We start from the raw sequence: 14,041 nt of genomic DNA, 5'->3' as shown, positions 1-14,041 counted from the left end.
CGATCATGGCTTACAAACGCAATATTGACCGTCTGCCGATCATTCCCGCGGGCGCCAAGGAACACAACGTCACTTGCCACTACTGCATTGTCGGCTGCGGCTACAAGGCCTACACCTGGCCGCTGAAGACCCAGGGCTCGACAGACAGCAACTGGATCGGCGAAGACCTGTCCAGGCAGCAGGCTGCCGAAACCGAAGCCTGGTACGCGCCGTCCATGTACAATGTCGTCAAGCAGAACGGCAAAGACGTGCATCTGGTCATCAAACCCGATGTGAACTGTCAGGTGAATTCAGGCCTCGGCTCGATCCGCGGCGCGCGGATGGCGGAGAACCGGCGTTCCGACGTCACCGGCACCCAGAAACAGCGCCTGACGGATCCGATGGTCTGGCGCTACGGCACCTGGCAGCCGACCTCTTGGGACGATGCGCTGGATCTGGTCGCCCGCGTCACCGCCCGGGTGATCGACAAGGACAACGAGAACGATCTCTACGTCTCGATGTTCGACCACGGCGGATCGGCGGGTGGCTATGAAAACACCTGGGGCACCGGCAAGCTTTACTTCGAGTCGATGAAGGTCAAGCATTGCCGCATCCACAACCGCCCGGCCTATATGTCCGAGGTCCACTCCAGCCGCGACATGGGCGTGGACGAGTTGAACTACAACTACGCCGACTACGAGGTGACCGACACGATCTTCCTTGTCGGCACCAACCCGATGGAATGCCAGACCAATCTGTTCCTGAACCATATGGTCAAGGGCATGCAGAACGGGGCGAAGGTGGTCATCTCGGATCCGCGCCGCACGGTCACGGTGGACAGCTGTGAGCAAGTCGCCGGCGCTGAAAACGTGCTGCACCTGCCGATCACCACCGGGTCCGACGTGGCGCTGCACAACACGCTCTTCACCTATATTGTGGATCAGGGCTGGGTCGATGCCGACTTCATCGCCAAATCGACCTTTCAGGGCGATGTGGCTGTGGCGGCTGACAGCGCCTATCCGGCCTCGCTTGGGTCGTTCGAGGCTGCTCGCGTCGCCTGCAAGATGAGCCTTGCCGACGGGGCCGCCGCCACCGGCCTGACCGAGGCACAGATCATCCAGGCTGCCGAATGGATCGCCAAGCCCAAGGACGACGGCAGTCGCCGCAAATGCGTGACCGGCTATGAAAAGGGTATCATCTGGGGCAACGACAACTACCGGGCCATCGGCAGTCTGCTGAACATCGCGCTCGCCACGGGCAATGTGGGCCGCGAAGGCGGCGGTTGCTGTCGCCTGGGTGGGCACCAGGAGGGTTACTATCGCCCCTCGGACGCCCATGTTGGGCGGCCGGCCCCCTACCTCGACCAGATGATCATCGCGGGCGGCGGCAAGGTGCATCACATCTGGGCCAACGACCACTTCAAGACCACGCTGAACGCCTCCGAGTTCAAGCGCGTCTACAACCGCCGGTCCAACATGGTGAAGGAAGCCATGGACGCCCGGGCCGGGGCAACGCGCGAAGAGATGGTCGATGCCATCGTCGGCGCGATCAATGCGGGCGGTCTGTTCGTGGTGGATGTGGACATCATCCACAGCCAGATCGGGCAGGCCGCACATGTCATCCTGCCCGCAGTGGAATCGGGCGAGATGAACCTGACCTCGATGAACGGCGAGCGCCGTTTGCGCCTGACGGAAAAGTACATGGACGCGCCCGGTTCGGCCAAGCCCGACTGCATGATTGCCGCCGGATTGGCGCAGGCGCTGGAGCGGGTGCTGCGCGAAGAGGGCCGCACCGAATACGCCGACCAGTTCAAGGGCTATGACTGGGCCACCGAAGAAGACGCCTTCATGGACGGTTACAACAAGGGCAACCCGGAAGTCACCTATGACCGCCTGCGCGCCATGGGCAATGACGGGGTGCTGGAGCCAGTGACCGGTTTTGCCGATGGCAAACTTGTCGGGACCAATCGACTCTATGAGGACGGCGCCTTCACCCGGCACGGGCGAGAGGACAAAAAGGCCCTGTTCTGCATGGGCGAATGGCGCGGCTGGCAGGCGGCGGGCAAGGCCCAGCAACAGGCCAACCATCGCTTCCTGATCAACAACGGCCGCGCCAACATGAACTGGCAAAACTGGTTCCTCGATCAGGCCAACGAGTTCGTGATGGACCGCTTCCCTGTGCCCTTCATCCAGATCAATCCCGAGGACATGACTGATCTGGGCATCACGGCGGGCGATATGGTCGAGGTGCATAACGATGTGGGGGCCACGCAGGCGCTGGCCTACCCCGAGCCGACCGCGAAACGCAACGAGACCTTCATGATCTTCGGCGCGCCGAACGGGGCGCAGGGCAATATCGTGAATGCGGGCGTGAACGAACTGATCCTGCCGAACTACAAGCACACCTGGGCCAATATCCGCAAAATCTCGGATGCGACCCCGGCCTCGGCAGCGGTGTCCTACAAGTCGTGGGAAGTCGAGCTCTGACCAGACCCTACGCCGCCCGGAACGGGTCCGGGCGGCGCCTTCGTCTCGGGGAAGCTTCATGAAACTTGCCTATGTCACCCTGCAGGGCCGCGGTCGCACTGATGCCCTGATCGCTGAAGTGGCGCACCTGCTGGCGACTGACGGGGTCCGGCTGGCCGGGACCGTGCAGTCAAACCACGAACGCCCAGATCGGCGCAAATGCGACATGGACCTGGTAATCCTGCCCGATGGACCGATCGTCCGGATCAGCGAGGACCGTGGCGATTTGGCCCGAGGATGCACGCTCGACTCCGGCGCGCTGGAGCAGACGGTGGTCGCAGTTCAACAGCGACTGCCGGGCGCAGAAGTGCTGATCGTCAACAAGTTTGGCAAGCGCGAGGCCGAGGGAAAAGGCCTGGTTCCCGTGATCGCCGAAGCACTTGAGATGGGGCTACCCGTCCTGATTGGCGTGAATGGCCTCAACCTCGCGGCCTTCCTCGCCTTCGCCGGAGAAGACGTCTCAGCCCTGCCGACCGATCCTGCCCTGATCGCCCATTGGTGCAAAGCCTCGGCCCAGATGGACGTTGCCCGAGCGTGTTCACCCGGCGCGGACGAGCCCCGAACCCGCGAACTTAGCCTCCTCTGTTGATCCTTGCCGAAAGCGGAGCCGACGCATTCACCGGGAGTTGGCTCCGGCTTATGTGTGAGAACCTGTTTAGCACGGCTTCTCGGCGCAAATCACCGTCGGAAGTCGCAATCATAGGCGGCAGATCACTTGCGCCGATCAATGCCCTTGCATGTAGAAGATCAACACGATCTGGGCGACACCGAGAAGCAGGATCAGCGCAAACAGCACCAGTTTCCATTGAGGAATGTCGTGATTTTGCGGACGCATCGGTAAAACCTCCTTTGCTTCTCCCGCGAAAGTTTCACCATTTTTGCCATTCACGCAAGCAGGTACTCCCACGCTGTCCTTGCGCAAGGCCCAAGTCGCCTAGGGGTGCCGCGCCTGGAACACCTCGTCCGCAGGCCGTTTGGCGGGTCCTGCCGCCTTGCAAAATCCTCATCGCAGGCATAAGTGTCTATGCGCATAAGCGCAAAAGGTGATGCATGATACTTCCTCCACTGATGGCTCTTGCCGAACCGACCCGGCTGGCGGCGGTTTCGATCCTCTGGGACGGCTCGGAACATTGTGTCTGCGAACTGATGAAGCGGCTCGATGCCACGCAGAGCCGCATGTCGCGGCACATGCAGACGTTGAAGCAGGCCGGCCTGGTGGTCGACCGACGCGACGCACAGTGGGTGCGTTATCGCCTTAACCCGGACATGAGGCCTGAGGTGCGCAACGTACTTGCCGCCGTCATGGCCGCGAGCACCGCCGCCGAAATAAAGAACGCCGCCTGAACAATATGGGCGGAGCGGCGGGACGCCGGCTCCGCGGAGCATAAATCATGACTGCACTCTTCGGAGCTCGATCGCGTGACCCCTCGCACTTCCTGAAAGCGTATCGGGCAAAAAGGCAGCAGATGCACAATTGTTGCGCAACAGGAGGTGGGCGAGAAGTAATTGTGCGATTTCACCGCTTCATCCCGTAATTAAGCTTCCAATCTGGAATATCCGAGGCTAGATTGAAATAAATAGTCGGCACCTGAGCCCCGTTTCGATCGCGTCCACAACGCGCATCGCTCGGGGCTTTTTGTATTGGAACTTCGATGAAACGGGTCGTAGATATAGGCGTACTTCTCTCACGCAGCGGCATGTATGCCGCGTTGTCCCGTGCAAGCCGCGACGGCGTGTTTCGTGCCGTGGAGGAAGTGAACGCCGATCCGAGCCTCGACGTTTCCTTCCGCGTCACCGAGCGCGACCCGGACGGACGGCTCGACCGCTATGCGCCGCTGTGCCGTGAAATCCTGCGTGGTTCTCAAGCACGCCATATCTTCGGCTGCATCACATCTGCAAGCCGCAAGGAGGTCATTCCGGAGCTTGAGCGCTTTGACGGGATTTTGTGGTACCCGGTGCCCTACGAGGGCTTCGAGGCGTCTGAGCGGGTCGCCTACATGCACTCTTGTCCCAACCAGCATCTGCTGCCGCTTCTGGACTGGGCGCTGCCCACGCTCGGCACTCGCGCCTATCTCGTCGGCTCCAACTATATCTGGGGGTGGGAGATGGCACAGATCGCCCGCGAGAAGATCGCAGCGGCGGGCGGACAGGTGCTGGGCGACCGGTACCTTCCAATTGGTGACACGGAACTCGATCACATCATCAGCGACATCAGGGCGTTGAAGCCGGATTTCATCCTGAACTCGCTCGTTGGCGACAGCTCATATGCGTTCTTGGCCCGGCTTGCCCAGTTGAAGCAGGAGGCTGAATTCGCCGATGGCTTGACCGTGCTCTCGTGCAACTTCACCGAATGCGAAATCGAGGCGGCCGGCGACGCTGCCGAAGGGGTGGTCTCGGCCGGTCCCTGGTTCGAGCCCGACGGCGGCATCGGCGGATCGTTTCACGAGATGGCGCGCCAGTCCGTGCATGAACTGGCATTGCTGCTTCATGGCCGCCCGGGGGCAGAAGAGCTCCCCTTTGGCGGAGCTGTTACATACGGCGCTTCGCAGCGGCCGCCCGACGCCGCTCGACCCTGTTCATCTGCACGCGCGCCAGCCTGCCATCATTGCGCGGCTTGAGAACGGTCGATTCCGAGAGATCAAGCGGCTGCCTGCGATGCGCGCCGATCCCTATCTGACACACCGTTCGCAGCCTGCGCAGACGGGGTACCGGCTGAAGGTGGTGTCATGACGCGCATCAGGACGGAAAACCTCGGCGGGGCAACAGCCTGGATCCTGCACCGGCCACACCCCTCGGTTCACGGGCTTGTTCGCCAGCTCGGCGTGATCGGGCTGGAAGTGCGCGAGGCTTGGCCGGAACTTCCGGCTGAGGCGATCGAGGCGGACTTCATCTTCTACGATGCCGACATGGGACACGACGAGCAGTTCCCTTGGGCACCTGGTCAATCGCCGATGCCGATGATCGCGTTGATCGGCTCGGAAGCGCCGGGCCGCTTGAGGTGGGCAATGGAAATGGGAGCCCACGCGCAGATCCTCAAGCCGATGAGCGACAATGGCGTCTACGCCGCTCTGCTCGTCGCGCGCAGCAATTTCGATCGCGCCAATGCATCCGAGGCGCTGATTGCCGATCTGCAAAGCCGCCTCTCGGCGCGCCAGACGATCGTGCGCGCCGTCATGATCTTTGTGATGAAGGGCAAGACCGAGGCCGAGGCCTATGACCTTTTGCGCCAGACCGCGATGGCGTGGCGTGTGACAATCGAAACCGCCGCGGAGCGGCTCGTGGCAAACCATGCGAATGAGAGGGGCACTGACGATGGCAGACACATCGATCTCGCCTGAACCCTTGGTGGTTCCGGAGAGCGGGCCGTCCGTGCTGCGTCAACTGGCTGGGCGCAAGCTGGCACTCCTGGGGCTGCTGATCACCGTCATCTGCGTCGGCGGCGCGGTCTTCGCCAAGTGGCTTGCGCCGTTCGATCCCTACGAGCAGTTCTTTGACGGCTTGACGATCGAAGGCGCGCCGCTGCCGCCGAATGAGACATTCTGGTTCGGCACGGATCTTCTTGGTCGCGACTTGTTCTCGCGCATCCTGTACGGCGCGCAGACCTCGCTGGTGATTGGCCTCGTTGCCAATGGAGTTGCTTTGCTGATCGGCACGCTTGTGGGCGTCACCGCGGGTTATTTCCGTGGGGTGATCGGTGCGGTGCTCATGCGTTTCACCGATCTGATGATGGCATTTCCGGCACTCCTGCTTGCGATCTGCCTCGCAGCGATATTCTCCCCATCGCTCTGGATCGTCGCGATGGTCATCGCATTCGTAAACTGGGTGCAGACGGCCCGGGTGATCTTCACGCAAACCTCGTCGCTGGCCGAGCGTGACTATATCGCTGCGGAAAAGACGCTCGGCGCCGGTCACGGTCGCATTCTCTTCAAGCACATCCTGCCCCATCTCATTCCGACGCTGATCGTCTGGGGCACGCTCGGCATTTCGACCACTGTGCTGCTGGAGGCGACCTTGTCCTTCCTCGGCATCGGCGTTCAGCCGCCGATCCCATCCTGGGGCAACATCATTTTCGAGAACCAAACCTACTTCCAGTCGGCCCCATGGCTCGTCTTCATTCCGGGCGCGGCGATCCTGCTGCTTGCACTCGCCTTCAACCTGGTCGGCGACGCGCTGCGCGACATCCTCGATCCCACACAACAGGGGCGTGACTGATGGCTGCCTATATCGTGAGACGCCTCGTTCAGTCGGCGCTTATCCTGCTCGGCGTCTCGTTCATCACCTTCGTCCTGCTCTACGTGCTGCCGGCAGACCCGGTCCGTCAGATCGCCGGTCGTTCTGCAACGGCTGCGACGGTGGAAAGCATCCGCCAGCAGCTTGGCCTCGACCAGCCGTTCCTCGTCCAGTACGGCAACTATCTGTGGAACCTTGTTCAGGGCGATTTCGGACGCTCCTATCTGCAGAAGACGGAAGTCGCCGAACTGCTGTTTTCGCGCCTGCCGGCAACCTTGCTCTTGCTCGTGGCGGCGATTGGCTGCGAGCTTCTGATCGGCCTGCCGCTCGGCATCATCGCGGCGCTCAATCGCGGCAAGGCGATCGACAATGGCCTGATGCTGACAAGCTTCCTGACGGTCTCCGCGCCGCAATTCGTTGTCGCCCTGCTGCTGCTCTTTGTCTTTGCGGTGAAGCTTGGCTGGTTTCCGATTGGTGGCTACGGCACGTTCGCCCATCTTGTGCTACCGGCAGTGACACTCGGCATTCTTGGCTCAGGCTGGTACTCGCGCATCATGCGATCCTCGATGGTCGATGTGCTGCGTGCCGATTTCATCCGCACCGCGCGCGCCAAGGGCCTCGGTCGCAGCAAGGTCATCCTCGGACACGCACTGCCCAACGCGATCCTCCCGATCATCGCCATGATCGGCATCGACATCGGCCTTTTCATGTCCGGCATCGTCGTTGTCGAGAGCGTCTTTGGCTGGCCTGGCATCGGCCAATTGGCCTGGCAGGCGATCCAACGTGTCGACATCCCGATCATCATGGGCGTCACGCTCGTCTCAGCCTGCGGCATCGTCATCGGCAACCTGATTGCCGACCTGATTTCGCCGCTCATCGATCCGCGCATCAAGCTGCGCTGAAACCCTCAACCAACAGGAGTAAGGCCTATGAAGAAGCTTATCCTCTCAACTGCCCTCGCAACGCTAATGGCCCTGCCGGCCTTTGCCCCGGCTGAGGCGCAGGAGCCGAAGCACGGCGGCAACATGGTCGTGACCTACAAGGACGACGTCGCAACGCTCGATCCGGCGATCGGCTATGACTGGCAGAACTGGTCGATGATCAAGTCGGTCTTCGATGGCCTGATGGACTACGAGCCCGGCACGACGAATTTGCGTCCGGGCCTCGCCGAGAGCCATGAGATTTCCGAGGACGGCCTGACCTACACATTCAAGCTGCGTCCGGGCGTCAAGTTCCACAACGGCCGCGCGCTCGTCGCCGACGATGTCGTCTACTCGATCAACCGCGTGATCAATCCTGCCACCCAGTCGCCGGGCCAGGGCTTCTTCGCCATGATCGACGGTTATGACGCGGTCGTGGAGGGCAAGGCAGAGACGGTTTCGGGCGTTTCTGCCCCCGATGCGAGCACCGTCGTCTTCAAGCTGTCGCGCCCGGACGCAACATTCCTGCACATCATGGCGCTCAACTTCTCGTTTGTCGTGCCGAAGGAAGCGGTCGAGGAAGCCGGCGCAGACTTCGGCAAGAAGCCGGTCGGAACCGGTGCATTCAAGCTGGCCGAATGGACGCTCGGCCAGCGCCTCGTGTTCGAGAAGAACGCCGATTACTGGATCTCGGGTGTGCCTTACCTCGACAGCTTCACGGTTGAAGTCGGCCAGGAACCGGTCGTCGCGCTGCTGCGTGCCCAGAACGGCGAAGTCGACATTCCGGGCGACGGCATTCCGCCGGCCAAGTTCGTGGAAGTGATGAAGGACGAGGCGCAGAAAAGCCTCGTGGTCGAAGGTGGCCAATTGCACACGGGCTATGTCACCATGAACGTGACAAAGGCACCGTTCGACAAGGTTGAAGTCCGTCGTGCCGTCAACATGGCGATCAACAAGGACCGCATCATCCAGGTCATCAACGGCCGCGCGGTTCCCGCCACCCAGCCGCTTCCGCCGTCAATGCCGGGCTACACCAAGGGCTATGACGGCTATAAGTTCGATCAGGAAGACGCGAAGAAGCTCCTGGCCGAAGCTGGTTACCCAGACGGCTTCGAAACCGAACTGTTCGTCATGAACACCGACCCGAACCCGCGTATTGCCCAGGCGATCCAGCAGGACCTGAAGGCCATCGGCATCAATGCATCGATCAAGTCGCTGGCGCAGGCCAACGTGATCGAGGCCGGCGGCGCCGGCAACGCGCCGATGATCTGGTCGGGCGGCATGGCGTGGATCGCCGATTTCCCGGATCCGGCCAACTTCTACGGTCCGATCCTGGGTTGCAGCGGTGCAGTCGAAGGCGGCTGGAACTGGGCAAAGTACTGCAACGCGGATCTCGACAAGCTCGCAGCCGAAGCGGATTCGATCGTCGATCCGGCCAAGACGGACGAGCGTCTCGCCAAGTGGTCCGAGATCTACATGAAGGTGATGGAAGACGCGCCATGGGCGCCGGTGTTCAACGAACAGCGCTACACGATGAAGTCTGCCCGCATGGGCGGTGAAAACGCCCTTTACGTGGATCCGGTATCGATCCCGGTCAACTACGACTACGTCTTCATCAAGGAGTGAAGCAGCCATGTGCAAGCACTGCAACCACACGATCCATGCCCATCAGCACCATTTCGGCTGGGACAATTCCTTTGCCCCTGCATTGATGGCTGCACCGGGCGAGACGATCCTGTTCCAGTGCCTTGACAGTTCTGGGGGCCAACTCGGCCCCCAGTCCACCGTCGAGGACGTGAAGGCGCTGGATTTTGCCAAGATCAACCCGGTCTCCGGCCCGATCTACGTCGATGGCGCAAAGCCGGGCGACGTACTCAAGGTGACCATCGAGAGCTTCACCCCGCAGCTTCGCGACGGCGCGGGCTTCGGCTGGACGGCCAATATTCCCGGCTTCGGTCTCCTGGCCGATCAGTTCACCGAATCGGCACTCAATGTCTGGAAGTTCGACGCGACGAGCATGGAGCCAGCCCTGTTCGGCAAGAACGGCCGCGTGCCGCTGAAGCCCTTTGCCGGCACCATCGGCAATGCGCTGGCTGAAAAGGGTCACCATACGGTTGTCCCGCCGCGACGCGTTGGCGGCAATCTCGACATCCGTGACCTCTCTGCCGGAACGACGCTCTATCTGCCGGTTGAGGTCGATGGTGCGCTGTTCTCGGTCGGCGATACCCACGCCGCCCAGGGCGATGGCGAGGTGTGCGGTACCGCGATCGAAAGCCCGTTCGACGTCGTGCTGACGCTCGACCTCATCAAGGACCAGCCGCTGAAGACCCCGCGCTTCACGACGCCAGGCCCGGTCACGCGCCACCTCGACGCCAAGGGCTATGAGGTCACAACCGGTATCGGTCCTGACCTTTGGGCCGCAGCCAGGGACGCTGTCGCAAACATGGTCGATCTTCTCGCAACGACGCAGAGTATGGATCCGGTCGATGCCTACATGCTCGTCTCGACCTGTGGCGATCTTCGTATTTCCGAAATCGTCGACATGCCGAACGTCGTGGTCAGCTTCTACTTCCCAAGGGCCGTCTTCGAATGACCGCAGCCATGCTTTCTCCCGTGGTCGATGCAACAGCCGACGTGGTCTTGTCGGTTCGCGACCTGCAAGTCTCTGCCCGCTCGGACCAGGGGCTCATACCGCTGGTCGATGGGCTCAGCTTTGAGCTTCATCGAGGCGAAACGCTTGCGATCGCGGGAGAAAGCGGCTCGGGCAAGTCGATCACGTCGCTGGCCTGCATGGGGCTGTTGCCTGCACCCGCTGTCCGGGTGACGGGCGGCTCCATCCGCTTCGGCGAAACGGAACTGACCACACTACCCGAGAAGAAGATGCAGGCGATGCGCGGCGCGCGCCTCGCCATGATTTTCCAGGAACCGATGACAGCGCTCAATCCCGTCATGAGCATCGGCCGCCAGTTGATCGAGGCGATCCGCGCGCACGAGCCGCTATCGGTTTCGCAGGCGAGAGCCCGAGCGCTCGAAGCGGTCAAGGCGGTACGCCTGTCCCAGCCCGAAAAGCGGCTCGAGCAATATCCGCACGAGCTTTCAGGCGGCATGCGCCAGCGCGTGATGATCGCCATGGCGATTGCGCTGCGCCCCGCCGTCCTCATCGCGGACGAACCGACCACGGCGCTGGACGTGACCGTGCAGCGTGAGGTTCTCGATCTTCTGCGGGACCTGCAGAAGGAACTCGGAACGGCCGTCATCCTGATTACCCATGACATGGGCGTCGTTGCCGAGATGGCTGACCGCGTCATCGTCATGCGCAAGGGCAAGATGGTTGAGGCCGCGTCGACGGTCGAACTCTTCGATGCCCCACAAGAACAGTACACGCGCGACCTGCTTGCTGCCGTGCCGCGCATCGGCACCGGGGCATCACGGCCGGAACCGGAAACCCGCGACGTGCTCGTGTGCTATGATGATGTCTCGGTGAACTTCCCGATCCGTCAGGGTCTTCTTGGCCGCGTTGCTGCCCGGGTCCATGCGGTCGAGCATGTCTCGCTCGAGATTTTCCGGGGCGAGACGCTGTCGCTGGTCGGCGAGTCCGGCTGCGGCAAGTCGACAATGGCGAAGGCGCTGGTCGGGCTCGTGCCACATGCTGGCCGCATAGAGATCAACGGCCAGGCCATGCATGATCTCAACGCTGCCGGGCGCAAGGCGATTCGCCGCGATCTCCAGATCGTCTTCCAGGACCCCATGGCGGCGCTCGATGCGCGCATGACCGTCGGCGAGCTGATCCGCGAGCCGCTGGTGATCCATGGGATCGGAGCACCTGCCGAACAGAGGGCCCGCGTGCACGAACTGCTGGAACGCGTCGAGATGTCGCCGAGCGTCTACAATCGCTACCCCCACCAGTTTTCCGGCGGCCAGCGCCAGCGCATCTGCATCGCCCGAGCCCTAGCGCTGAAGCCGAAGCTGATCGTCTGCGACGAAAGCGTTGCGGCACTGGACGTCTCGATCCAGGCGAAGGTGCTGGACCTGCTGCGCGACCTGCAGAAGGAAAGCGGCGTCACCTACCTCTTCATCAGCCATGACATGGCGGTGGTGGAGAACATTTCCGACCGCGTCGCCGTAATGTATCTCGGCCAGATCGTGGAGATGGGAACCCGCGCGCAGCTCTTCGGCCATCCTCAGCATCCCTATACCAGGCGCCTGCTGGAAGCGGTTCCTGTTCCGGACCCGCGTCGCAAACGGGCGCCCAGCTTGCGCTTGGCAGGAGAGATCCCCAGCCCGGTGTGGAAGGTCGGCGAAGGTCCGGAACGGGCGCATCTCGTCGACATCGGCGAGGGTCACCTCGTCGCGCAGTGAATTCTCAATGAGACCTGATTCATAGGAAGACGTGTGCTACGACATCGCCACCGCGCCCGTTGCGCCTGGCCGTCGTGCTGATGTCATCGAGCCTGTCGGCTTCTTCATCCCGTACGTGTTCGAACAGGATCTGGGGCTGCTGCTTGCTGGCCATCGCTTCCTTCGAATCTATCTTCAGCTCGGCCAGGTGCGTGTTCAGCTTTCGACCGAGGATCTGCGCCTCTTTATGGTCGGAACAGTGAAGGCTGAGTGAAAGACCGCTGCCTGGACGGCAGTGGATGAAGCGGCCGGGATGCGCGGCCGCCAATAGAAGATGCTTCCGCGGCGGATCAGATTCTCGACCTCGTGGCGCACGGCCATGACGAATACCCTGTCTTCGCCCGAAGGTTCCTCCGTCGCCGATTGCGCCTGGGCATCACTCAACAGGACGGTCGAGCGGCAATAATTTCCGCTTTCGGACCTCAAGTTTGCGGTGAGCCGGCCATAAAAGGCTCGGCAGCTTTGCACCCTCAAACCGGTCATTCAACCTCGTTCATTGGTTACCCGAAAGCAGGCGCCCACCACTCACCCCGATTTGCTGACGATGATGGTTCTCGTCTCTCGGGCGCAACAGCGGATGATCCTGCGCACCAGATTCGCAGCCTGGGTCGCAATCTCGGGCACGCCAGTAAGCTCCCCGAATGCCGGGCGGGCCGGCGGGCCGGCGATGAAGAGGCTGGTATTCGGGGTGCCTGCGGCGGAGAGGGCTCGACCTGCGGTGTCGCAGGCCAGCCCCAGACCGAGCGGGTCCGACTGGATCAGGCCTTCCCGTTTCATCGCGAGCAGGAACCGCTGGTGCGCAGCATAGTCGCGGAAGTCCGGGCCTGTGGCCAAAAGGATATGGCGACAGCGGAACTCGGTCCGGCCGTCGCGGGTTTCGAACGCTGCCAGCAGGTCGTCCCCGTCCCGGATGACGGATGTGAGGTCGCCGCTCTTCGTGGTGAAGCACCCCATATCCTGCCCCCTTTCCAGTACCGCGGCTGCTTGCGGCGGCATTCGGTGGCGGTGGACGTCGTACCAGCGGCGCAGGCGGTGCAGAAACTTTTGCCGCTCGTGCAAGGGCAGCCCCTGCCAGAGATCCTGCGCATGCTGCCGTAGAGCATCGAAAACGGATTGCCAGGGAATGCCCTGCTCTTTAGCTGCCGCGATCGTCTCGCGCACCTTTACGAGGAGCTTCCGGGCGGAGGTCAGATCCGTGCCGCGAAAGTCACCGAAGGGAGAAAAGCCGCCGCCGGCATGGGGTCTCGGCATGTGACCCGAGCGGGACACAAGCATGATCTTCCCGTCGTGGCCGAGCGCCTCCAGTCGGCTGAGCGCATCGAGAGCGGTCAGGCCCGAACCCACGATCAAGATTGGGTCGGATCTGCCGATACGAGCGAAGGCGTCCGGCGCAAAGACATCGGTGACACGGACTGCCGTGAGAGGATCGAGCCTATCGATTGCGGCAGGTTTCGATGCGCACGGATGTCCTGTGGCGAGGATCAGGATGTCGGCAAGGACTAGAGCGCCTCCGGAGCCGGTGATCCGCCACTGCTCGTTTAGCCGTTCGACAGCTCGAACGGTCTGCCGCACGTGACGGATCGCTCCACTGTCCAGGTGAGGCGTCAGTTGTGCCTGCATGAACCGCCCGAAATCGCGGCGGCGGGCGAAGATGCCTTCCGGGGTGACCGCTTGCGGATCGACGGTGAGTGTGCCGCTCGCCTGCAACCAGTCGAGAAAGGCTGTCGGCGCACCGGGGATCGCGCGCATCCTGTGGGCCGCGACATTGAGGCGAACGTCGATGTCCTCGACGTCGTAGGCGAGGCCGGATCCCAGTCGGTGCCGAGGCTCAAAGACTGTGACGTCGTCTATGTCGTGCAGGCCGCGCTCGACCAGAAGCTTGGCGAGGATGGCGCCGGTATATCCGCCGCCGATGATCGCGACCCGGTGTGCCGGGCGCTCGGATTGGGACTGCAGTTTCGGCGAGGAGATCCTGATCTTCAACATGGC

At 62.3% G+C, this 14,041-nt stretch carries 13 protein-coding genes; 11 read left to right on the top strand and 2 right to left on the bottom strand.

Going from position 1 to position 14,041, the window contains the following annotated elements; genetic code table 11:
- Positions 1 to 5 precede the first annotated feature (5 nt).
- Both ACWPVA_RS13080 and ACWPVA_RS13075 read left to right on the top strand, forming a co-directional pair.
- Positions 6 to 2,465, top strand: a complete 2,460-nt coding sequence (locus ACWPVA_RS13080) for an arsenate reductase (azurin) large subunit (RefSeq protein ID WP_454288105.1) — start codon at positions 6 to 8, stop codon at positions 2,463 to 2,465.
- 58 nt (positions 2,466 to 2,523) lie between these two features.
- Positions 2,524 to 3,093: a DUF2478 domain-containing protein gene (locus ACWPVA_RS13075; protein WP_454288104.1), complete on the top strand. Its 570-nt coding sequence runs from the start codon at positions 2,524 to 2,526 to the stop codon at positions 3,091 to 3,093.
- A gap of 135 nt (positions 3,094 to 3,228) precedes the next feature.
- On the opposite strand, the gene ACWPVA_RS13070 is transcribed toward ACWPVA_RS13075, so the two are convergent.
- Positions 3,229 to 3,426, bottom strand: coding sequence for a hypothetical protein (locus ACWPVA_RS13070; RefSeq protein WP_454288103.1), 198 nt, complete (start codon positions 3,424 to 3,426; stop codon positions 3,229 to 3,231).
- A gap of 128 nt (positions 3,427 to 3,554) precedes the next feature.
- Between ACWPVA_RS13070 and ACWPVA_RS13065 the strand changes: the two genes are divergently transcribed.
- The 9 genes from ACWPVA_RS13065 (at position 3,555) to ACWPVA_RS13025 (ending at position 12,266) form a co-directional block, all read left to right on the top strand.
- Positions 3,555 to 3,848 (top strand): ArsR/SmtB family transcription factor, encoded by a 294-nt coding sequence (locus tag ACWPVA_RS13065; RefSeq protein WP_454288102.1) that lies wholly within the window; start codon positions 3,555 to 3,557, stop codon positions 3,846 to 3,848.
- A 308-nt stretch (positions 3,849 to 4,156) separates the two neighbouring features.
- Positions 4,157 to 5,122: a transporter substrate-binding protein gene (locus ACWPVA_RS13060; protein ID WP_454288101.1), complete on the top strand. Its 966-nt coding sequence runs from the start codon at positions 4,157 to 4,159 to the stop codon at positions 5,120 to 5,122.
- A 108-nt stretch (positions 5,123 to 5,230) separates the two neighbouring features.
- Positions 5,231 to 5,842, top strand: a complete 612-nt coding sequence (locus tag ACWPVA_RS13055) for an ANTAR domain-containing response regulator (RefSeq protein ID WP_454288100.1) — start codon at positions 5,231 to 5,233, stop codon at positions 5,840 to 5,842.
- Positions 5,817 to 6,716 (top strand): ABC transporter permease, encoded by a 900-nt coding sequence (locus ACWPVA_RS13050; RefSeq protein WP_454288099.1) that lies wholly within the window; start codon positions 5,817 to 5,819, stop codon positions 6,714 to 6,716. Before ACWPVA_RS13055 ends, ACWPVA_RS13050 begins: the two co-directional genes overlap by 26 nt.
- Positions 6,716 to 7,636, top strand: coding sequence for an ABC transporter permease (locus tag ACWPVA_RS13045; protein ID WP_115671824.1), 921 nt, complete (start codon positions 6,716 to 6,718; stop codon positions 7,634 to 7,636). Before ACWPVA_RS13050 ends, ACWPVA_RS13045 begins: the two co-directional genes overlap by 1 nt.
- Before the next feature lie 27 nt (positions 7,637 to 7,663).
- Entirely contained in the window at positions 7,664 to 9,280 is a 1,617-nt protein-coding gene (locus ACWPVA_RS13040) for an ABC transporter substrate-binding protein (protein ID WP_454288098.1), read from the top strand.
- A gap of 7 nt (positions 9,281 to 9,287) precedes the next feature.
- Entirely contained in the window at positions 9,288 to 10,247 is a 960-nt protein-coding gene (locus tag ACWPVA_RS13035; RefSeq protein WP_454288097.1) for an acetamidase/formamidase family protein, read from the top strand.
- On the top strand, positions 10,244 to 12,013 hold the full coding sequence (locus ACWPVA_RS13030) for an ABC transporter ATP-binding protein (protein ID WP_454288096.1): 1,770 nt from the start codon (positions 10,244 to 10,246) through the stop codon (positions 12,011 to 12,013). Before ACWPVA_RS13035 ends, ACWPVA_RS13030 begins: the two co-directional genes overlap by 4 nt.
- Positions 12,014 to 12,044: 31 nt before the next feature.
- Positions 12,045 to 12,266: a hypothetical protein gene (locus ACWPVA_RS13025; protein ID WP_454288095.1), complete on the top strand. Its 222-nt coding sequence runs from the start codon at positions 12,045 to 12,047 to the stop codon at positions 12,264 to 12,266.
- 311 nt (positions 12,267 to 12,577) lie between these two features.
- Here ACWPVA_RS13025 and ACWPVA_RS13020 read toward each other — a convergent pair whose 3' ends face one another.
- A complete protein-coding gene (locus tag ACWPVA_RS13020) occupies positions 12,578 to 14,038 on the bottom strand; it encodes an FAD/NAD(P)-binding protein (protein WP_454288094.1) in 1,461 nt (486 codons plus the stop codon).
- Positions 14,039 to 14,041 lie beyond the last annotated feature (3 nt).

It is taken from the genome of Rhizobium arsenicireducens (assembly GCF_964021225.1).
This window is presented reverse-complemented; position numbering and strand designations above follow the sequence as displayed.

What these genes read in the sequence shown, in the direction of transcription:
- ACWPVA_RS13065 (WP_454288102.1), top strand. Translation starts at nt 3,555, where the DNA reads ATGATACTTCCTCCACTGATGGCTCTTGCCGAACCGACCCGGCTGGCG.
- ACWPVA_RS13060 (WP_454288101.1), top strand. Translation starts at nt 4,157, where the DNA reads ATGAAACGGGTCGTAGATATAGGCGTACTTCTCTCACGCAGCGGCATG.
- ACWPVA_RS13020 (WP_454288094.1), bottom strand. Translation starts at nt 14,038, where the DNA reads ATGTTGAAGATCAGGATCTCCTCGCCGAAACTGCAGTCCCAATCCGAG.
- ACWPVA_RS13035 (WP_454288097.1), top strand. Translation starts at nt 9,288, where the DNA reads ATGTGCAAGCACTGCAACCACACGATCCATGCCCATCAGCACCATTTC.
- ACWPVA_RS13050 (WP_454288099.1), top strand. Translation starts at nt 5,817, where the DNA reads ATGGCAGACACATCGATCTCGCCTGAACCCTTGGTGGTTCCGGAGAGC.
- ACWPVA_RS13075 (WP_454288104.1), top strand. Translation starts at nt 2,524, where the DNA reads ATGAAACTTGCCTATGTCACCCTGCAGGGCCGCGGTCGCACTGATGCC.
- ACWPVA_RS13045 (WP_115671824.1), top strand. Translation starts at nt 6,716, where the DNA reads ATGGCTGCCTATATCGTGAGACGCCTCGTTCAGTCGGCGCTTATCCTG.
- ACWPVA_RS13040 (WP_454288098.1), top strand. Translation starts at nt 7,664, where the DNA reads ATGAAGAAGCTTATCCTCTCAACTGCCCTCGCAACGCTAATGGCCCTG.
- ACWPVA_RS13030 (WP_454288096.1), top strand. Translation starts at nt 10,244, where the DNA reads ATGACCGCAGCCATGCTTTCTCCCGTGGTCGATGCAACAGCCGACGTG.
- ACWPVA_RS13055 (WP_454288100.1), top strand. Translation starts at nt 5,231, where the DNA reads ATGACGCGCATCAGGACGGAAAACCTCGGCGGGGCAACAGCCTGGATC.
- ACWPVA_RS13080 (WP_454288105.1), top strand. Translation starts at nt 6, where the DNA reads ATGGCTTACAAACGCAATATTGACCGTCTGCCGATCATTCCCGCGGGC.